At 68.0% G+C, this 18,578-nt stretch carries 22 protein-coding genes; 12 read left to right on the top strand and 10 right to left on the bottom strand.

The genetic code is table 11. The features are described 5' to 3' along the window. Window positions 1–48: 48 nt before the first annotated feature. Window positions 49–1,080, top strand: a complete 1,032-nt coding sequence (locus BBA86_RS07595; RefSeq protein ID WP_141677851.1) for a hypothetical protein — start codon at window positions 49–51, stop codon at window positions 1,078–1,080. A 23-nt stretch (window positions 1,081–1,103) separates the two neighbouring features. Here BBA86_RS07595 and BBA86_RS07590 read toward each other — a convergent pair whose 3' ends face one another. The 8 genes from BBA86_RS07590 to BBA86_RS07555 form a co-directional block, all read right to left on the bottom strand. Next, window positions 1,104–1,841 carry a hypothetical protein gene (locus tag BBA86_RS07590; protein WP_065571004.1) on the bottom strand — a complete coding sequence of 246 codons (738 nt, stop codon included), beginning with the start codon at window positions 1,839–1,841 and terminating at the stop codon, window positions 1,104–1,106. A 194-nt stretch (window positions 1,842–2,035) separates the two neighbouring features. Beyond that, window positions 2,036–2,263 carry a hypothetical protein gene (locus BBA86_RS07585; RefSeq protein ID WP_065571003.1) on the bottom strand — a complete coding sequence of 76 codons (228 nt, stop codon included), beginning with the start codon at window positions 2,261–2,263 and terminating at the stop codon, window positions 2,036–2,038. Continuing rightward, window positions 2,260–2,784 (bottom strand): helix-turn-helix domain-containing protein, encoded by a 525-nt coding sequence (locus BBA86_RS07580; RefSeq protein WP_065571002.1) that lies wholly within the window; start codon window positions 2,782–2,784, stop codon window positions 2,260–2,262. The genes BBA86_RS07585 and BBA86_RS07580 overlap by 4 nt, the downstream gene beginning before the upstream one ends. A gap of 364 nt (window positions 2,785–3,148) precedes the next feature. Further along, a complete protein-coding gene (locus BBA86_RS14445; protein WP_141677850.1) occupies window positions 3,149–3,880 on the bottom strand; it encodes a hypothetical protein in 732 nt (243 codons plus the stop codon). Between the two features lie 339 nt (window positions 3,881–4,219). Then, on the bottom strand, window positions 4,220–4,981 hold the full coding sequence (locus tag BBA86_RS07570; protein WP_065571000.1) for an ABC transporter ATP-binding protein: 762 nt from the start codon (window positions 4,979–4,981) through the stop codon (window positions 4,220–4,222). Further along, entirely contained in the window at window positions 4,978–6,057 is a 1,080-nt protein-coding gene (locus BBA86_RS07565; protein WP_189318438.1) for an iron chelate uptake ABC transporter family permease subunit, read from the bottom strand. Before BBA86_RS07565 ends, BBA86_RS07570 begins: the two co-directional genes overlap by 4 nt. Beyond that, window positions 6,027–7,070: an ABC transporter substrate-binding protein gene (locus BBA86_RS07560; RefSeq protein ID WP_065570999.1), complete on the bottom strand. Its 1,044-nt coding sequence runs from the start codon at window positions 7,068–7,070 to the stop codon at window positions 6,027–6,029. The genes BBA86_RS07565 and BBA86_RS07560 overlap by 31 nt, the downstream gene beginning before the upstream one ends. Before the next feature lie 76 nt (window positions 7,071–7,146). Continuing rightward, window positions 7,147–7,812 (bottom strand): hypothetical protein, encoded by a 666-nt coding sequence (locus tag BBA86_RS07555; protein ID WP_065570998.1) that lies wholly within the window; start codon window positions 7,810–7,812, stop codon window positions 7,147–7,149. Between the two features lie 75 nt (window positions 7,813–7,887). Between BBA86_RS07555 and BBA86_RS07550 the strand changes: the two genes are divergently transcribed. From BBA86_RS07550 to BBA86_RS07540, 3 genes are read left to right on the top strand one after another with little or no spacing between them, the layout of a single operon-like run. Further along, window positions 7,888–8,901 carry an aldo/keto reductase family protein gene (locus tag BBA86_RS07550; RefSeq protein ID WP_065570997.1) on the top strand — a complete coding sequence of 338 codons (1,014 nt, stop codon included), beginning with the start codon at window positions 7,888–7,890 and terminating at the stop codon, window positions 8,899–8,901. Between the two features lie 16 nt (window positions 8,902–8,917). Further along, window positions 8,918–9,403, top strand: coding sequence for an NUDIX domain-containing protein (locus BBA86_RS07545; RefSeq protein ID WP_065570996.1), 486 nt, complete (start codon window positions 8,918–8,920; stop codon window positions 9,401–9,403). Then, entirely contained in the window at window positions 9,396–10,271 is an 876-nt protein-coding gene (locus BBA86_RS07540) for a hypothetical protein (protein WP_065570995.1), read from the top strand. The genes BBA86_RS07545 and BBA86_RS07540 overlap by 8 nt, the downstream gene beginning before the upstream one ends. Here BBA86_RS07540 and BBA86_RS07535 read toward each other — a convergent pair whose 3' ends face one another. Next, window positions 10,272–10,805 carry a ribonuclease H gene (locus BBA86_RS07535; protein ID WP_065570994.1) on the bottom strand — a complete coding sequence of 178 codons (534 nt, stop codon included), beginning with the start codon at window positions 10,803–10,805 and terminating at the stop codon, window positions 10,272–10,274. A gap of 110 nt (window positions 10,806–10,915) precedes the next feature. Between BBA86_RS07535 and BBA86_RS07530 the strand changes: the two genes are divergently transcribed. The 5 genes from BBA86_RS07530 to BBA86_RS07510 are packed head-to-tail and all read left to right on the top strand — an operon-like array spanning window position 10,916 to window position 14,509. Beyond that, complete coding sequence (locus BBA86_RS07530; protein WP_141677849.1) at window positions 10,916–11,218, top strand: hypothetical protein; 303 nt, start codon at window positions 10,916–10,918, stop codon at window positions 11,216–11,218. Next, entirely contained in the window at window positions 11,218–12,456 is a 1,239-nt protein-coding gene (locus tag BBA86_RS07525; RefSeq protein ID WP_065570992.1) for a hypothetical protein, read from the top strand. The genes BBA86_RS07530 and BBA86_RS07525 overlap by 1 nt, the downstream gene beginning before the upstream one ends. A gap of 32 nt (window positions 12,457–12,488) precedes the next feature. After that, entirely contained in the window at window positions 12,489–13,100 is a 612-nt protein-coding gene (locus tag BBA86_RS07520) for a hypothetical protein (protein WP_065570991.1), read from the top strand. Beyond that, window positions 13,093–13,668: a hypothetical protein gene (locus BBA86_RS07515; protein WP_065570990.1), complete on the top strand. Its 576-nt coding sequence runs from the start codon at window positions 13,093–13,095 to the stop codon at window positions 13,666–13,668. The genes BBA86_RS07520 and BBA86_RS07515 overlap by 8 nt, the downstream gene beginning before the upstream one ends. Then, window positions 13,661–14,509: a hypothetical protein gene (locus tag BBA86_RS07510; protein ID WP_065570989.1), complete on the top strand. Its 849-nt coding sequence runs from the start codon at window positions 13,661–13,663 to the stop codon at window positions 14,507–14,509. The genes BBA86_RS07515 and BBA86_RS07510 overlap by 8 nt, the downstream gene beginning before the upstream one ends. Before the next feature lie 31 nt (window positions 14,510–14,540). On the opposite strand, the gene BBA86_RS07505 is transcribed toward BBA86_RS07510, so the two are convergent. Next, the gene (locus BBA86_RS07505; protein WP_065570988.1) at window positions 14,541–15,518 is read right to left on the bottom strand and encodes a zinc-binding dehydrogenase; all 978 of its coding nucleotides are present in this window, start codon (window positions 15,516–15,518) and stop codon (window positions 14,541–14,543) included. 66 nt (window positions 15,519–15,584) lie between these two features. Between BBA86_RS07505 and BBA86_RS07500 the strand changes: the two genes are divergently transcribed. The 3 genes from BBA86_RS07500 to BBA86_RS07490 are packed head-to-tail and all read left to right on the top strand — an operon-like array spanning window position 15,585 to window position 18,451. Next, window positions 15,585–16,193, top strand: a complete 609-nt coding sequence (locus tag BBA86_RS07500) for a TetR/AcrR family transcriptional regulator (RefSeq protein ID WP_065570987.1) — start codon at window positions 15,585–15,587, stop codon at window positions 16,191–16,193. A 57-nt stretch (window positions 16,194–16,250) separates the two neighbouring features. After that, the gene (locus BBA86_RS07495) at window positions 16,251–16,928 is read left to right on the top strand and encodes a GntR family transcriptional regulator (protein WP_065570986.1); all 678 of its coding nucleotides are present in this window, start codon (window positions 16,251–16,253) and stop codon (window positions 16,926–16,928) included. Beyond that, complete coding sequence (locus BBA86_RS07490) at window positions 16,925–18,451, top strand: MmgE/PrpD family protein (RefSeq protein WP_065570985.1); 1,527 nt, start codon at window positions 16,925–16,927, stop codon at window positions 18,449–18,451. The genes BBA86_RS07495 and BBA86_RS07490 overlap by 4 nt, the downstream gene beginning before the upstream one ends. The last annotated feature ends 127 nt before the right edge of the window (window positions 18,452–18,578 follow it).

Below are 18,578 nucleotides of genomic sequence, written 5' to 3'. Positions count from 1 at the left end.
CGAGGGCTGCCAACAGGCCATCCAGTGCTCGACAATGTGCGTGTGCCCATGGATTCAGACGAACAGTTCATAGTGCGAGTCGGGCTCTCGTTGCTCTCGGCTCGGCGCTTCTACGACGACGGGCACCCAGAGCATGCCCGCCTGGCGCTTATCGTGCTGGACGGCGCAGCGGAACTTTTGTTGCGCCGGTTCGTGGCTGACAAAGAATTCTCGTTTCGGGTTGGTCAGATCATGTTCCGACAGAACAACGAGGCAGCCGCACTCGGTGAAGATCCACCTCACGACGTTCATGTCATGACGTTCCCCTCCGACGTCAGAGGCGATCGTTCGTTCTCGCCGATCTACCTGTCTCGGAGGCAACAAGACCGTCTCGATCGCGAATTCGGCCCGACCGTCGATGTTGCTGTCTTTTTCGGCGCCCTGAGCCCGGACGAGGGGACGGCGCTGAAACACCTCCACGAATATCGCAATGGGGCTCACCACCGGAATGTGATCAACCTCCGAACGGTGAGGGTCCTCGTAGAACTCCAGCTGACCGTGATGGCCTCACTCTTAGAGTCGATGCCTTCGGGACCGATCTACCGTTTGTACCCGCCGGTCGATTGGAGCGAAGCGCGAGAGCTACTTGGCCTCGATGAGAGCGGCCAAGTCAACTATGGCGCGTTTGCTGATCGCCTTCGGGCCGGCATCGAACAAGGTGCAAGTGACGTCACATCTTCATTCGGGGGCAACCTTCGTGAGCGCATCGAGCAGGTCGCGCGGCGCGTTGAACAGATCAGGAACGACATGGCGATGCCGGGGGTCACAACGGAGATGTGGCTCGGGCTCGCGCAGACTCCCGAACCATGGCCTGTGGGTGAAGCGCTGCACTCCCTCGCACCTCCGGTAACGACGGTCACCCTCGATTCATGGGCAGAAGAAGTGGTTCGTGCTGAGCCAGATGAAGCGGCCTTCCAGACGTTCGCGAGACTGGCCGAGATAGACCATGAGCTCACGACCTTGGAAGATGCAATTGAGAGAGTCGAGCTGCAGGTTGACGAGGCTGTACAGCAACTGATCGACGAGAGACGCGGCAAGTAGTGGGTCCGCGGCGGCGCTATGCGTCAGATCGTTGCGAGAGCTTGAAGGGTGCGGGCAACCGCGGCGTCGTGCTCGAATCGCTGCTGAGCAATCTGCCCCTTTCGTAGCTGCTTCCTCAGTGCCCCCTCGCTCGGCCACTGCTTCGCGCGCCCCTGCTCGTAGATAGCCCATGCGTCAGCCGCAGCCAGGGCTCGATCTCCGCCAGATACCGCGGCGTTGATAGCTTCGACAATCGCTCTAGACGCGACTGTTGCTAGCCCTAGCTCGATGGCATCTCCCCCGACGACGAGTTTGACCGTCGAATAGGCCATTCCCGTCTTGGTGATCAGGGCTGCGCTGACCGCGTGCACGGGGATATCGAGGTCGCCTCCCACTCCGGCGTTAATTCCGGTCACGGTGGTGCTCAACCCCAGCGTTGCAACACCTAGGAATGCCTTCCACGCCGACACCCCACCAGTTGTGGAGATGAATAAGCGCGAAGTGGACACCCGCACCTTCGCGGGCTCTCCACCTCTCCCGACGGTCGAAACATCGAGGAGGACCCGCTCGACCGAAACTGCCGAGCCGGCTTGCCGGACGGTTCTCGTCGAGGCCAGCGTGGAGCCGCCCTGGCTCGTTGACCAGACCTCGTAGAACGCTCGCGCAGCTAAAGCGTCAGCCGCCAGCACCTCGGCCTGCCCGTCCGATATTTCGATTCCGAGCAAGCTCCGAGCCGTGGAGTTCCGTAAGCACGCGAGAAATTGCTCATACGACGTCCCCATGCGACGCATCATATTGGCCTGTGCAGAGCTGTGCCGAAACTGTGTCCCGAAACAAATTCTCCCGCAACTAGGTTTCGATACGGGACACGATTACGGCCGCACTCACTCAGCTGATCGCGCACGGTGCCGCAAACGATCGTTTCCGGCGGGCCGATCACAAGACAGGGAGCACGCCCGCATGGACAGCAGATCCTTCACCGAAAGCGACTCGCGACTTCTGCCTCTTCCCGAAGCCGATCGAGTGCGTCGCGGTACTCGGGGTCTTCAGTCACATCGTCCTGCGAGTGAACTTCCCACGTGCTCTGCTCATACTTCGTCTCAAGAAGCTCGATGATGTCGTCGTACAGCGCCGTGAAGGTTTCGGGGGATGCAAACACCGTGACGGACAACTCCGCGAGTGTGAACCCGTCGAGCGCCGTCACGATACCGGCTCAACATTCGCCGGCATCCTGGTCGAGGGCGCACGCCGTTGCTCGCGAAGCTGCCGCCTGCTGCGCGAGAGCGGGTAGCGGGCGTCGAGACGAGATTCGAGGATGAGCCGACGGAGTGCGATGAGGATCAACAGTCCACCTGTCCAATAGGCGAGAAACAGCACAAGCCCGTACGAACCCATCGTGAAGCTGAGCATGGTCAGCACTAGGCCAATCCCCACGTACAGCCACGTCGACGCCGAAGTTGCGCGGTCGCGTGCAGTCTGCTGATCGGTAGCGCGGGAATCTAGCGCTTCCACGCGAGTGCCGAAGTCGGCGTCATCGATCTTGGTGAAGAGCTCACTCACCGGCACGCGCAGGGCATCCGCCACCAGGGACAGAGTCTCCAGGCTCGCCTCATTTCCCGCTTCCAGGCGCTGAATCGTTCGCAAACCAACGCCGCTCTCAGTTGCGAGCCGCTCCTGGGTCCAGCCGACTGTCTGCCGAAGATCCGCGATTCGTGTTGTGTTCATAGATCTCATACTTGCCGTCCTCTCCCGCCCCCACCACGTCGCGCGCCCGCCAGTCGGCCGCCAAGCTCCCGCCACGTAGCCGCCACCACCGTCGCCTCATGATCGGCGGCCGCGGCGACGGCTGGCTCCGCCGGAAATCTCTGCCGAAACCCGCTTACGGACACCGTTTGCGGAGACCGCTTTGCCATACATCCGCTGGCTCCACCAGAAACGATCGTTTTCGGCACAATGCGAGCCTCGGGTCTACATTCGCGCACGACGCTGATCCAGCGTCGACATCGCATCCGCTGAGGTTCGCGGAAACCGCAGTCCTCGGCCTTGGGGCGTGAGCAACGATGGGTCATAGGCTCGCTGTGCCCCGGCATCACCAACCCGGTCTGGCTGTCCCGTTCTTTCGCCGAGGCCTCAGATACCAGTCGGGGTGCAGGCCAGCGAGCTTTGCAGCGAAAGCCTCGTCGACGTCGTCGCACAGCTCGATCTCGACTTTGGCGATGTCGGCGCGCTCGAGGCTGGCAGGATCGTCGATCTGTGCCACACGGTACAAAAACAGTGCCTCAAGCGGGTGGTGATCGATGAGTCGCGCGATCCCCTTCAGATCCCGAACGCGCATAGCGACAAAGCCTTGCAGACGCGTCGGCTCCGGCAGCTCGTTCAGATCTAGCGAGCGTGTTCCCTCAATGGACAGCTGTTCAAGCGAAACAGCTTCACGAAGCGCGTCAGGCGGCAGCGAAACCCCATCTGCCCTGAAATTCGCCATGCCTGCTGAAATGGCGAAAGAGGTCGGCCACGCCCGAACTCGCGACACATCAGCAACGGTCAGATGTGGCGCACGCAGAGCGCTCAGCATCCCATCGCCCTCCAACACGACGCGTGTCAGTGCTGGCAGGTGAGAAATGTCTACCTGCCCATCTATCGCGGGGAAATGCAGGTGCGTCAGCGAACGCATCTGCGTCAGAGCCTGAACTCCGCGGATGTACTTCGCATCGCCAAGCCATCGCAACCTCGGGATGCTTCCCAGCGCCGCCCCGAAGTCGTTCAGGTCAAAGGGTCGAGTCGGGTAGAGATCGATCGGCAGACCTGACTCGGCTGCCTTCATCAGGGTCTCGATTGGTAACGGGGGCCGGCCCCCGCCTCGGGTTCCTTCCGCGGGCCATGCGAGTCCAACCACGAAATCCGAATCACCGTACGGCCCGAGCGTCCGAAGATTGCGTTCTAGCTCCTGATCCACGTCATGCTCCTAGCCTCCACCGGGTGAGTCTCGCGAACCGTCGACAGCTCACCATTTGAATCAAATCAACGGGTTGGTAGTCCTGCAAAGCGCTCTGTACCGACCCGGCCGCTTAGGCACCGTTTCGTCGGGCATTTCGACCCATCCGCCACCCGACTGGCGTGTCCCCGCCGAGAACGATCGTTTTCGGCGTCCATGAAACCGGGTTCAGCTCCGTGGCGCGAAAGCGATCGTCGGGCGTCCGCCGTCGACCGTGACGCGGCAGCGGACGCGGTAGACCTCCTCGATGAGGCCGTCCGTGAGGACCTCGGCGGGAGGGCCCGCCGTCACGGCGCGGCCGCCGGCCATGACGAGCACCTCGTCGCAGAACATTGCCGCCAGGTTGAGATCGTGGAGAGCGACGACGACGGTGACGGGCAGGCTCCGCACGAGGCTCAGCAGCTCGAGCTGATGGCGGATGTCGAGGTGGTTCGTCGGCTCGTCGAGCAGGAGCTCGCGGGGTTCCTGCGCGAGCGCGCGGGCGATCTGGGCACGCTGCTGCTCTCCGCCCGACAGGGTGTGCCACCGGGCGTCGGCCTTCGCCGTCAGTCCCGCCTGAGCGAGGGCGGCGTCGACGACCTCGTCGTCGCGCGCGCGGTCCGCGCCCCAGAGCGAGGCATGGGGGGTGCGGCCGAGGCGCACGACGTCGCGCACCGTGAGATCGACCTCCGTCGTGGCGTGCTGGGTCACGGCGGCGACGCTCCGCGCCACCTCGCGACGCCCGCGGTGCCGGATGTCGGAACCGTCGAGCAGGACGCGTCCCTCGTCGGGCCTCGCGATTCCCTGCAAGAGGCGCAGGAGCGACGACTTGCCCGATCCGTTGGGGCCGAGAAGACCCACGACGGACCCGGGCTTCGGCGCGAGCGAGACGTCGTCGACGACGAGCGTGCCGCCGCGGCGCCACGACACGTGCTCCGCGAGGAGGCTCATGCGCGCCTCCGACGTCGGACGAGGAGGGCGACGAAGACCGGGACCCCGATCAGTGCGGTGCCGACCCCCACCGGGAGCGGTGTCGGTGCGAACGCGACGCGGGACACGGCATCCACCGCGATCATGAACACCATGCCGAGCCCGATCGTCACGGGGATCACTCGGGCGTGACGCGAGCCGACGAGCAGGCGCGCGGCGTGGGGCAGGACGAGACCGACGAACCCGATCGCTCCCGCGACGCTGACGAGGGTCGCGGCGATCAGGGCGGTCAGGACGAGCAGCAGCATCCGGGTGCGTGCGACGTGGATGCCGAGGGATGCCGCGACGTCGTCGCCGAACGCGAAGGCGTCGAGCGGACGCACCGAGGCGAAGGCGACGACCGCGCCGACCAGGACGACGGCGGCGCAGAGGACGACGTCGTCCCAGCGGACGCCCTCGAGTGAGCCGAGAAGCCAGAACATCACGCCGCGCGTCTCGTCGGAGTCGGCGAAGGCGAACACCGCCAGTGAGGTGAGCGCGGAGAAGAACTGGGTTGCGGCGATGCCCGCCAGGATGAATGACGCGGTGCCGCCCCCGGTGAAGCGCGAGATGGCCAGGACGAGCCCGAACGCGACGAGCGCGCCGAGGAACGCGCCGCCCGAGAGGGTGAGCACGCCGCCGCCGATACCGAACACGCCGAACAGGACAGCGCCGGTCGAGGCGCCGGACGAGACACCGAGGACGAACGGATCGGCGAGGGGGTTCCGCAGCAGCGACTGCAGGATGACACCGCAGAGCCCGAGACCGGCGCCGCACGCCGCGGCGACGAGCGCCCGCGGCAGGCGCTCCTGCCAGACGATCGCGTCGGCGGCGACGCGCACCGGGATGTCGGTGAGGCCGAGATGGTTCGTGATCACGTCGCGGACGTTCACGAGCGACACGTTCGCCGGTCCGAGGGTCAAGGCGACGGCGATCGTCAGGACGACGAGGCCCACCGACAGCGCGGTGGCGACGACGGTGAGCGGAATGCGGCGGGCCCGACGCCGGGGCAGTGCCGCGGTGACGGTCAGCGCCCCGCCTCGTTCTCGTCCCACCATGTGCGGATCTTCTCGAGACCGTCGACGAAGCGGATCGACGGGTTCATCTCGGCCCCGTGCAACGCGATGAAGCGCTTGTGCTTCACGGCGTCGAGCGAGCTCGTGACAGGGTCGCTCTCGAGGAAGGCGATCTTGTCGTCGAGTCGGTCGCCGGGGAAGCGGTCCCGCTGCAGGTCGCCGAGGACGATGACGTCGGGGTCGGCCTCGACGATCGCCTCCCAGGACGTGGCCGGCCAATCGTCGGTCTGGTCGGCGAACCCCCCCGACATGCCGGTGTCCCGCGCGAGGATCGCCGGGGCGCCCATCCCGCCGGCGACGTACGGCGTGCGGGTGTCGGCGAACCAGAACACGACCTTCTCACCGCCGAAATCGACCCCGTCGACGGCCGCTGCCGCGCGCTTCTTCAGTGAGGCGATGAGTGCGTCTCCCCGAGAGGGGACGTCGAAGATCTCGGCCAGCTCTCGGATCTCGCGGTAGAGGTCGTCGACCGTGAGGGGGGTGGTGCGCGTCCCGCCGGCGTTGACGCTCCGGTCGTCGGAGCAATCGGTCGGCGACAGGTACGAGCCGATCCCGGTCTCGTCGAGCCGATCGCGCGTGACGACGCCGCCCTCGGCGAAGTGGCGCCCGAACGAGGCCGTCACGAAATCGGGGTCGGCGCCGAGCACGACCTCGTAGGTCGGGGCGTTGTCGGACAGACGCGGCACCTCTTCGTTCGCGTCGGCGAGCGAGGGAAGGACGGGGTCCGTCCACGACGCGGTGCCGACGATGCGATCAGCGAGACCGAGCGACAGGAGGATCTCCGTCGAGTTCTGATCGAGCGAGACGACCCGTTGCGGCGCCTCGTCGACCTCGACCGCCCGCCCGCAGTTCTCGATGGTGAGCGGATACGCGGTCGATCGCTCGCCGGTCGCGGCGGCCTTCTGCGTCACGACCTCGGAGGCGCCGCACCCCGACAGGGCGAGGGCGGCGGCGGTCAGGGATGCGAGCAGGGCGAAGCGGCGGGGGAAGGGCATCGATGGTCTCTCGTCGGGGCCGGGGGACGTCGATGACCGATCGTAGCAAGGTAAGCCTTGCCTTGCCGAACCGGGGTCACTCCGGAGAGTGACGCCATGCCTCCAGCCGCGCTCCGTGACGTGTTCCGAACGCGACGCATCCCGCGGCCAGACGTTCCGTGAGCCCGCTCTGCAGGATCACGGGAACCGATGCGCGCAACCGCAGGAGGTCGGTTCGGGTCCAGTCCGGAAAGAGCGGCGCCCTCGACATGGCCAGAAGCGCCCGCAACGGCTCCGGCCCGAAATCGAGCGCCCAGACCTCCCAGTCGAGAGCGATGTCCGCACCGGTGTCGTCGATTCGGCGTCGTTCGAGGCTCCCGATGAAGTCCGCGAGCGTCGGCGTCGCAGGAGACGGATTCCACCTGCCTTCGCCGTGTCGGTCCTCCAGAACCGGGATGCCGGGCGCCGAGATGTCGGCGATGAACGGGTCCGCTCCGATCGAGTCCAGCACGATCCACTCCGGACGCCACGCGCCGCGGGCCGCGGCATCCGCCCACTCGCCGTTCTCGAGGACGAATCGGTAGCCGGCCTGCGCGGCGAGCGCGGAGGGCTCGTCGACGACTCCGAGGCCGTCGAGCGGGCGCCCGTCGTGCCGCAGCTCGACGTCGTCGGACACGCTCCGCACGAACGAGAACCATGTGTCGAGCTCGCGCGGCAGCGGCGGCAGCCAGAAGGTCTCGGGCATCGCGGGAACGTCGGCCATGCCGACATTCTGCCCGCGGCGTAACGCTGTCAAGGCCCCGAGGACCCGGCAGGCTGCGGGAGTAGCGTCGAACGCATGGTCAACTATCGATTCCTGGGCAACAGCGGCCTCAAGATCACCGAACTCACCTACGGCAACTGGCTCACCCACGGCTCTCAGGTCGAGAACGACGCGGCGATCGCGACGGTCCACAAAGCCCTCGACCTCGGCATCAGCTCGTTCGACACCGCCGACGCGTATGCCAACACGGCGGCCGAGTCCGTCCTCGCCGAGGCGCTCAAGGGTCAGCGCCGCGAATCCCTCGAGATCTTCACGAAGGTCTACTGGCCGACCGGTCCCAAGGGGCCGAACGACCACGGACTCTCGCGCAAGCACCTGCTCGAGGGCATCAATGGTTCGCTCAAGCGGCTGAACACCGACTACGTCGACCTCTACCAGGCGCACCGCTACGACTACGAGACCCCGCTCGAAGAGACGATGCAGGCGTTCGCCGACATCGTCCGTCAGGGCAAAGCGCTCTACATCGGCGTCAGCGAGTGGACCGCCGAGCAGCTGCGCGCCGGACACGCGCTGTCGAAGGAGCTGGGCTTCCAGCTCATCTCGAACCAGCCGCAGTACTCCGCGCTGTGGCGGGTCATCGAGGGCAAGGTCGTCCCGACCTCCGAGGAACTCGGCATCTCGCAGATCGTCTGGTCGCCGCTGGCGCAGGGCGTTCTGACGGGCAAGTACCAGCCCGGCCAGCCGGCGCCCGAGGGCTCGCGCGCCACGGACGAGAAGGGCGGATCCGACATGATCAAGCGCTTCATGAAGGACGAGACCCTCACCGCCGTGCAGAAGCTGCAGCCGATCGCCGAGGGCGCGGGCATCACGATGCCGCAGCTCGCCCTTGCGTGGGTCTTGCACAACCCGAACATCGCCGCGGCGATCATCGGCGCGTCGCGTCCCGAGCAGCTCGAGGACACCGTGAAGGCCTCGGGCATCGGGCTCGACGACGACACGTACGCCGCGATCAACGAGGCCCTCGCGCCGGTCGCGGTCACCGACCCGGAGGAGACGTACTCGGTCTCGCCGAAGTCGCGTCTGATCTGACGAGCGCCGCCCGTCCGTGGCCACGCACAGCGCCGGCATCCTGCTCTACCGTCTCGACGGTCGGGGCGGGGTGTCGGCGTTCGTCGCTCACATGGGCGGGCCGTACTGGGCGAACAAAGAGGAGGGTGCCTGGTCGATCCCGAAGGGCGAGGTCGAGGACGGCGAGGATGCCCTGGATGCCGCGAAGCGGGAGTTCCGCGAGGAGCTCGGCGTCTGCCCGCCCGAGGTCGACTACGCCGAGCTGGGCACGTTCTCGTACTCGTCGGGCAAGCGGGTGACGGTCTTCGTCGCCGATGGCGCGGCGTTCGCGACATCCGACTTCGCCTTCGGCGAGTTCGAGATGGAGTGGCCGCCGCGATCGGGCCGGATGGCATCGTTCCCCGAGGTTGATCGCGCCGAGTGGATGCCCCTGGCCCGGGCCCGCGAACGCGTCGTGACGGGGCAGCGGCCCGCCCTCGACCGGCTGGTGGAGCTGCTGGACGGGGTGTACTCCCATGACTGAACCCGACGAGACCCGGATCGCATCGCTGACGGACTCCGCTCGACCGCGCGTCGAGAACGCGTTGCGCGCGCCTCAGTTCTCTGCGGGGATGGTCGAGGTGAACGTGTTCCACGTCGCCGGACACGCGGACCTGGCTGACCACGTCGCCGAAAGGGTCCGCGCGGCCGGTCCGGCCGCAGTCGCCGACGCCAAGCGGCATCTCACCCGAACCTTCGGTGCGCGCAATCCGGAGCGCGGCTGGCTCGGGTTCGTCATGTTCGCCGCTGTGCTCGCGAGTGCGTTCGCGGCAGGCGTGGCATCCGGTGTCCGGGGTGACCCAGCGGCGCTCGCGCCATGGGCGATCGCACTCGCCGGCGCTGCCGTGCTCGCGCAGGTCGTCGTGGTGGTCGGATCGCGACTGCGTCCGATGAACCGCTTCATCGTCAGGATGCAATACTTCGTCGTCGCTGCGCTCGTGGTGGCCGCAGTGCTCTCGTTCTCGCGCGGGATGTCAGGCTCAGGCGGGATCGTGGCCGTTTGTGCGGCGGTTGCTGCTGCGCTCGCAGCGATCGTCGCGATCATCCGCGCGCGCGGCGGTGAAGCGACGCGAGACATCGACCTCAGCGTCGAACGCGCCTATCAGCGGGCGATCGACCAGGTCGACGAGGTCGCCCGTGGAGCGCAGCGCGAGATCGACGCAGCCCTCGATCAGCGCGAGGCCGCCGTGCTGATAGCGGTGCGCACGCGCCTGCTCGATGAGTTCGGCGACCGGAGACCCGAGCTGTCGGATCTCGAACTGGACGTACCGGCCGGCGCGATGATCATCGCTTCGAAGGCCGATCCCGACCGGTGGCTGCCCGCAGCGATGGCGAAGAGCCGCACTCGATAGTCAGCGCTTCTTCTTGGGCGCCTCGGTCACGTCGAGCTTCTCGTGCTTACCGCCGAGCGACGACCACGCAGATTCTTTGCCGGATGCCGCGTGTTCGGCTCCGCGCACGGCGCGCTCATCGGCCCACTCGTTCAGCACGTGACCGCGGTGACCGCGCACGTGCTCGAGAACGACGTCGGGAAGGCCCGCAGCCCGACGTGCGTCGCGCGCCACGATCAACTGCTCGAGCAGGTCGACGTTCTTCGTCGGCGCGCCGGTCGAGGTCTTCCACCCGCGGCGACGGTGACCGTCCATCCAGGTCGAGTAGGTGTCGATCGCGTACTTCGAGTCGGCCTGCACGACGAGCTCGCGGACATCCGGGTGGTCCTCGATCGCCTTCAGGAGTCCGAGCAGCTCACCGACGTTGTTCGTGCCCTGGATGACCGAGCCGGCCGCCCAGTGGCCGTCCTCGCCGACCCAGGCCCAGCCCGTCGGTCCGGGGTTGCCCTTGCAGGCGCCGTCGGTGGCCACGACATAGCGGGAGGTTTCGGTCACCGCTCCACGGTACCCGCGTGACGAGTGTATCCGTGGCGATGGGGAGAGCTACCCATCACCACGCGAACGTCGGTCCGCTTATGCTGACATCGCCGCGGGAGGGAGCAGCAATGGCCGATGACGTAGAGATACCGCTGGAGTCCATGCAGACGCTCAGCGACGCGTTGACGGAGATCATCGCAGAATTCGATGCGGCTGGGGGCCGGACGGATCGACTCATCGCCGCGATCGGCGAACCGCAGGGAGACAGTCGGTTAGCGAATGCCGCCGAGAAGTTCGAATCGGACTGGGACGACAAACGCGAAACGCAGCGCCGAGATCTCGAGGAGATGAAGAAGCGCCTCGACGAGTCGCGTGAGGCGTGGCAGCAGTTCGATCTCGAGCTCGCTCAAAGTCTGGAGGCGACGGAGTAATGGTCGAGAACGCGAGCATGTACCGCTCGGAGAACATGCCCGAGACTGACGGCGGTCGCCGTGTACAGACGATCGACGGGACGCCGTCCACCATCCTGACGCGCGCCTCCGAAATCGAAGATCTGGCCGAGAAGATGTCCCGTGCCGCGAGAACGCTCGAGCTGTTCGCGAACGGCACCGTCGGCAGGGGGGCCTCCTTCGAGGCGATTCGGGAGCAGGCCAAGGAGGTCCACGGCGACCTGGCTGTCGCTGCCGACCGCTATCGGCCCAGCGGCGAGGCCCTGCGAACCTACGCGGGAGCGCTGAGCAGCGTGCAGGGGTCGACCGACTGGCGCGTGGCAGGTGCGGAGCGCGAATGGCCCGAGGTGCGGGCAGCGTCGCAAGCACTTCTCGGCGCGCAGCAGGAAGTGACCGAGTTCGACGAGGCCGCGGAGAATGCCCCCGAGGGGGATGAGCCTGCCGGATCCCGCCCGTCCAGCGGCGCCGAGCAGGCCCGCTTCGACTCCGCGGTAGCCGACTGGGAGGCGTACTGGAGCGGGTACGACGCGCCCGTCGAGACGTTCGAGAGTGCCTACTCCGCCGCCGCTGACAGTCTCGAGGGCTCCAACGAGAACGGTGTCAAGGACGGTTTCTGGGACGACGCCATGCCGTTCATCGAAGCGATGCTCGTCGTGCTGACCGTCGTGGGCGTCATCCTCCTCGTCGTCGCATTCTTCGTGACAGGTCCACTCGCACTCCTCGCAGGTCTTCTCTCTGTGGTGGCGGGTGTTCTGTCGCTCGTGGGCGAACTCGGCAAGATGGCGGCCGGGCGCGGCGATTGGGGCAGCGTCGCGTTCGCCGCGATCGGCATCATCCCGTTCGGGAAACTTGCGAAGCTCGGCGATCTCGCCCAGTTCGCCAGTGCGGGATCGCGATTCCCGCGACTGTCGGGGGCGCTCCGTCTCGGCGGCGACGAGTTCGTGCAGTACGGTGCGGCACTCGATGGGTTCTTGGCGCAGCGGATGCCGGCCCTGTTCAGCGGGCAGCATGGGCTGAACTCGATCAACCTTATGCGGACCATTCGCACGCCTGAGTTCCTCGTCTCGAACTTCGGCCGAACCGGCAGTATCCGTGCCGGGTGGATGGCGCTCGCTGGTAACCCCGCGAACGCGGCCGAGGCGATCGGCGGATCGGTGGATGCGTACCTCGATGTGCTCGACTCCCTCAAGAACGTCACCGACCTGTTGCCTTCTCGGTAGGGTGAGTCGTCGATTCGACCGAGAGGCGAGCTATGTCGTTACGTGCCGAGTTGATCGGCGGGACCGAGTCCATGCCGGGCTTCGCTCTACTCCTCCCGGATGGGTGGGAGGCATCGGACGGCACGTTCGCTGAGGCCCGCGAGCGGGCCGAGCACCGCATCGGGGCGCTGTCGTTCGAGGCACGAACCGCAGCTCGGACGACGCTGATGCGCATGCTCGACGTCGCGAAGACCGAAGCGGACCGCGCCGACATCATTCGCATCTTCACGCCGACGATCACCGGGCCGGACGACGTCCTCCCGGTCGCGCTCGTTGCGTCCTGGCTCCCAGCGCCGCGTGGGGCGACCGCAGCCGATCTCGGAGTCGACCTCGTGAAGCGATTCGGGGCCGAACCCCTCGACGACGGCGCAGCGATCCTCCGGTGGCCGCTCGATCAGCAGGCCGTGATCGAGGGTGGCTCGGTCGACGTGTCGGGTCACGGGTACCTCCTCCGCGTGCCCGGACGGCCCTCGCAAGCGCTCGTGTTTCGCTCTACGATCCTCCGTCAGGCCGAGGGTGCCGCTGTGCCCGAGCCGGCGGTCGCTGTGATGGTTGCTCTTTGCGATGCGATCGTCGCCAGCGTGAGATGGCCGAAGAATGCCTGAGGTCTTCGTCCATCCTGATCCGTCGCTGTGGTCGATCGTCCCCGACATCGACCGCACCCCCGAGCCGCAGATTGCCGCATGGTTCGACTCGTTCGTCGACGCCGCCCCGCCCGAGGGGCGGTCCGCCGCGTCATCGGCCGCGACGCTGGCGCTCCGGGAGCGTGCCGGGAGCGGGCCGAGCATCGTGCTCCTCCTCGCAGCGTCCGGTCACGCCGTCCTCGCGTCGCTGTCGATCTACGCGTTCGACGATGTGCCGCCCCCGGCTGACAGGGCGCAGGCGGAGCGCGTGGCGGGCCCGCTGCTCCAGAGCGAGTGGGCGCTCGAGGCGCTCGAGATCGAGGTAGGACACATCGGCGGGTGGCGCTTCACGGCCCTCCTCGGCGCCGCGGATGCGCGCGGCGCTGCCGTCGCCGAGGCTGTGGCAACCGCGTATGTGCTGGGCTGCCGCGGACGTCTTCTCGTTGCGGTCCTCCCGCCGCTGAACCCTCCGACCGCCGCCGCTGCGCACGTGCACACCGAGCGGGTTCTCTCCGCCGTGGATGTTCAGGTGGAGGATGCCGATGTCTGATGCCGAGCTGATCGCGCAAGCCCGCGCGGCGTCGAGTCGTGTCGTCCGCGGCCACCTGAACCCTGCCATGGTGGAGCGGGCGGTCCTCGTTGCTGTGGCGGGGGAAGAACTCGCTGATCGCACGTGGAAATCGGGCTTCGAGGCGGGAGAGGCAGCGCGAGAAGAAGCAGCACGGCTCCTCCGTGAGCGGCACGGCGCACTCAACCCGCGCCGAGGGTGGTTGCTCTGGCCGTCGTTCCTCGCGCTGCTGGCCGCGGCGCTCGCTGCGGTGTCCGCGACAGGACTTAGGATCGATCCTCAAGTGACGGCGCCTCTCTGCGGACTGCTGGGGCTGGCCGTCGCGGTGTTGAGCCTCGTGATGGTGGTCGTCGCGGGGCGCCGTCCGCTCAATGCGGCGTTCGTGCGTGCGCAGGTTCCGACCGTCGCCGCGACAGGACTCGCGGCGGGGCTGATGCTCGCGCGTGCCGTCGAGGGGTGGGCGGCTCTTGTGGCGGGCGGCGCAGTGATCGCTCTCGTCGTTCTCGCGTGGATTGTGATCGTTAGGCGACGCGACCCGGAGGGCACCCGCGACATCGACACGGCACTTCAGACGGCATACGCGGACGCTGCACCGGTTGTGGCCGAGCGTGCTGCTCGGGCGCAACGCGAGGCCGAGGCTGCGCTCGGCCCGGATCGGGCGGCGCAGACGGTGCGCGTCCGCACAGCAGTGCTGCGGGATCTCGCTCACGAGCACCCCGAACTCGCTGACGTGGCCTCGTCCGCGCCCGCCGGTGGTGTCATCATCCAGTTCTTGGCCAGCAGGTGGCTACCGCTCGACATGACGGAGGGGTGGCAGCGCTGAGCGCCACCACCCCTCCGCCGATGTCCGTCCCTTACGGGCGGAGCAGGACCTTGCCGACGCGGCCGGCCGTCAGGCTCGCGCGGGCGGCGTCGCGCGCCTGCTCGAGCGGGAAGGTCGCCGACACCGGCAGGGTGAGGACGCCCGACGAGAGGTGCTGGGCGAGCTCCCCGAACAGCTGGCCGCGCTTGGCGGCATCCATCTCAGTGCTCACCTTGCTGCCCCAGAATCCCTTGATCGTGATGTGGCGGAAGATGACCGGGCCCGAGGCGAGCTCCATGACCGGGGCATCCATCGCGCCGAAGACGACGAGCGTGGCGTTCTCGCCGAGGAGCGAGAGGACGTGCCCGCTCGATTCGCCGCCGACGGAGTCGACGCCGGCGATGATCGAGGCACCACCGGTGATCTCGGCGACCTTGTCGCGCCAGTCGTCGGTGTCGACGGCGACGATGCGGTCGATGCCCTGCTCGGCGAGCTCGGCGACGGCGGCGCTGCGGCGCACGAGGCCGACGACGTTCAGGCCGCGAGCGCGACCCATCTGGGCGACCATGCGGCCGACGGCGCCGTTCGCGGCGTTCTGGACGATCCAGTCGCCCGGCTTCAGGTCGAGGAAGTCGATGAGGCTGATGGCGCTGAAGGGCATGGAGACCAGCTGCGCGGCCTGCTCATCGGGAAGGCCTTCGGGGACGGGGATGAGGCCTGCGGCGCGGGCGACGAACTGCTCCGCCCACACGCCGAAGGTGCCGCCGGTGGCGACGCGCTGACCGACCTGCAGGTTCTCGACGCCCTCGCCGAGCTCCTCGATGACTCCGACGGCCTCGGTGCCGGCGCGGGCGGGCAGTTCCGGCTTGAAGCCGTAGGTGCCGCGGACTGTCCAGAGGTCGTGGTTGTGGATGGGGGAGGCGAGGAGGCGGACGCGGACCTCACCGGCGCCGGGCGTCGGGTCGGAAGTCTCGGTGGTCTCGAGGACGTCGGCCGGTTCGCCGAAAACGGGGTGGGTGACTGCGCGCATGTTTCCTCCAAGCGTCATTGTGTAACGATCGGTACAATATACTACGAGTGACCGAGAGGATCCACCATGGGCCGCACCAGCGCATTCGACCGCGACGACGTCATCCGCGCCGCGCGCGACGTCTTCTGGGCGCGCGGCTACGCCGAGACCGGCATCGGCGAGCTCGAGCAGGCGACCGGCCTCAAGCGCTCGAGCATCTACCACGCGTTCGGCAGCAAGAAGGGACTCTTCCAGGCTGTCGTGGCGCGGTACCTGGACGAGGTCGTGCGCTCCCGCATCGGGCGTCTGCAGCGGCCGGATGCCGGTGCCGAGGCCCTCGAGCTGTACATCGCCGAGATGCGGGCCGCGATCGCGAGCGGCACCCCGCGTGCGCAGGCAGGATGCCTGCTGCTCAATGCCGCGTGCGCGCCCGTCGTCGACGACGACCCCGACGTACGCGCGCTCGTCACGGCCTACACCGACGAGCTCCGCGCCGCGATCGCCGCGGGCGTCGACTCGGCGCGCCCCGAGCTCTCGGCGGGGTCGCGTGCGGCGCTGTCGGAGGTCTGCGCGTCCCTCGTCATCGCGGCGCTCGCCGTCGCGAGGGTCGACCCGGATGCCGCGGATCGCAGCCTCGAGGCCGTCGTGACCGCGGTCGCCTCGTGGGACGTCGGTGCGACGCCTGTGTATACATAGAACAGCAATCCGGCCCCGATCGCCCGCCGTGGGCCCTGCTGTGCATACACTGATGTCATGACCGATGCACCCGCGCGGTACGCCGGCGTGCGCGCGTACGAGACGCTCCTGGGCGAGATCCAGGACGGGACGTTGCGCCCCGGCACCGTGCTGGGCGAGGTCGAGCAGGCCACCCGGCTGGGCGTGAGCCGGACGCCGCTCCGGGAAGCGCTTCGGCGTCTCGCCGCCGACGGACTCGTCGAGCAGGCCTCCCCGCGGGTGACCGTCGTCACCGGGATCGAGCCCTCAGACATCCGGGCCCTGTTCGCCGTACGCCGCGCGCTCGAGGAGACCGCCGCTCGGCTCGCGGCCCAGGCGGACGATCGCGCCGTTTTCGAGGCGCTGGCAGCCGACTTCGCGGCGACGCAGACGGCCGGCGGACCGGCATCCGACGCCGACGCCGACGCGTACTACGCGCTCATCGCCCGCTTCGATGCCGAACTCGACGCCGCCGTCGACAACGACTATCTGACGTCCGCGCTCCGCAGCGTCCGCACCCACCTCGTGCGCGTGCGGCGCCTGGCCCGCGACAAGCCCGAGCGGCTCGCGGCATCCGTCTCCGAGCACCGCCTCATCGCGCGCGCGATCGCCGCCGGCGATGTGGACCTCGCTGCGCACGCGACGCACGTGCACCTGCACAACGCGCTGACCTCGATCCTCGACTCCCTGTCCGACACCCCGGAGGAAACGACATGACCGTCACCCACCACGTCCGCGTCTACCGCAGCGACGAGCCCCTGCCGCGCGAGGAGCAGCTCGCCTACAAGATCGCCCAGGTCGCCGTCGACCCGGTCGCCGTGGAGGACGACGTCGTCGACATGATCGTCAACCGCATCATCGACAACGCGGCGGTGGCAGCGGCATCCCTCACCCGTCGTCCCGTCAGCGCGGCGCGATCGCAGGCGCTCTCGCACCCGGTGTCGGCGAACGGCTACGGCGGGACGGTGTTCGGCGTGTCGAACGAGACGCGCACGAGCCCCGAGTGGGCGGCGTGGGCGAACGGGGTCGCGGTGCGCGAACTCGACTACCACGACACGTTCCTCGCGGCGGAGTACTCGCACCCGGGCGACAACATCCCCGCGATCCTCGCCGTCGCGCAGCACGTCGGCGCCGACGGAGCCTCGCTCGTCCGCGGACTCGCCACGGGGTACGAGATCCAGGTCGACCTCGTCCGCGCGATCAGCCTGCACAAGCACAAGATCGACCACGTCGCCCACCTCGGCCCGTCCGCGGCGGCCGGCATCGGCACTCTCCTCGGACTCGACGTCGACACGATCTACCAGGCCGTCGGCCAGGCGCTCCACACCACCACCGCGACGCGGCAGTCGCGTAAGGGCGAGATCTCCACGTGGAAGGCGCATGCCCCCGCTTTCGCCGGGAAGATGGCCGTCGAGGCGGTCGACCGGGCGATGCGCGGCGAGACCTCCCCGTCACCCATCTACGAGGGCGAGGACGGCGTGATCGCCTGGCTCCTCGACGGCAAGGACGCCGCCTACGAGGTGCCGCTCCCCGCAGCAGGCGAGCCGAAGCGCGGCATCCTCGACACGTACACGAAGGAGCACTCGGCCGAGTACCAGGCGCAGGCGTGGATCGACCTCGCGCGCAAGCTCGGCACCGAGCGGCCGGAGCTCCGCGACCCCGCGAACATCGCGTCGGTCGTGCTGCACACGAGTCATCACACGCATTACGTGATCGGCTCGGGCGCCGGCGACCCGCAGAAGTACGACCCGACGGCCTCCCGCGAGACGCTCGACCACTCGATCCCGTACATCTTCACGGTGGCGCTGCAGGACGGCGGCTGGCACCACGTCGACTCGTACGCGCCCGAGCGCGCCGGCCGGTCCGACACCGTCGAGCTGTGGCAGAAGGTGACGACCGCGGAGGATGCCGAGTGGACCCGCCGCTACCACTCCGAGGACCCCGACGAGAAGGCATTCGGCGGTCGCGTGGAGATCACGCTGGCCGACGGCTCGACCGTCATCGACGAGATCTCCGTCGCCGACGCCCACCCCCTCGGTGCTCGGCCGTTCACCCGCGCGGACTACGTCCGCAAGTTCCGCCTGCTCGCCGAGCCCGTGCTCGAGCCCGCCGAGATCGACCGCTTCCTCGCGCTGGCGGAGCGGCTGCCCGAACTGACGGCCGACGAGGTGCGCCAGCTCGACATCGTCGCGGCCGCCGGTGTGCTCGAGGCCGTTCCCTCCCCGACGGGACTGTTCTGATGACCGGTCTGATGGGTCGGGCGTTCGGTATTCAGTCCCTGCGCTCACGCGTCCGGCCGGCAGGAGGCCTCGAACCGCGCAACTCGGGGGCACGTATCGACGGGGGCGATACGTCGGGACTGAATAC

It is taken from the genome of Microbacterium oleivorans (assembly GCF_001691565.1).
Taxonomy (GTDB): Bacteria; Actinomycetota; Actinomycetes; order Actinomycetales; family Microbacteriaceae; genus Microbacterium; species Microbacterium oleivorans_B.
This window is presented reverse-complemented; position numbering and strand designations above follow the sequence as displayed.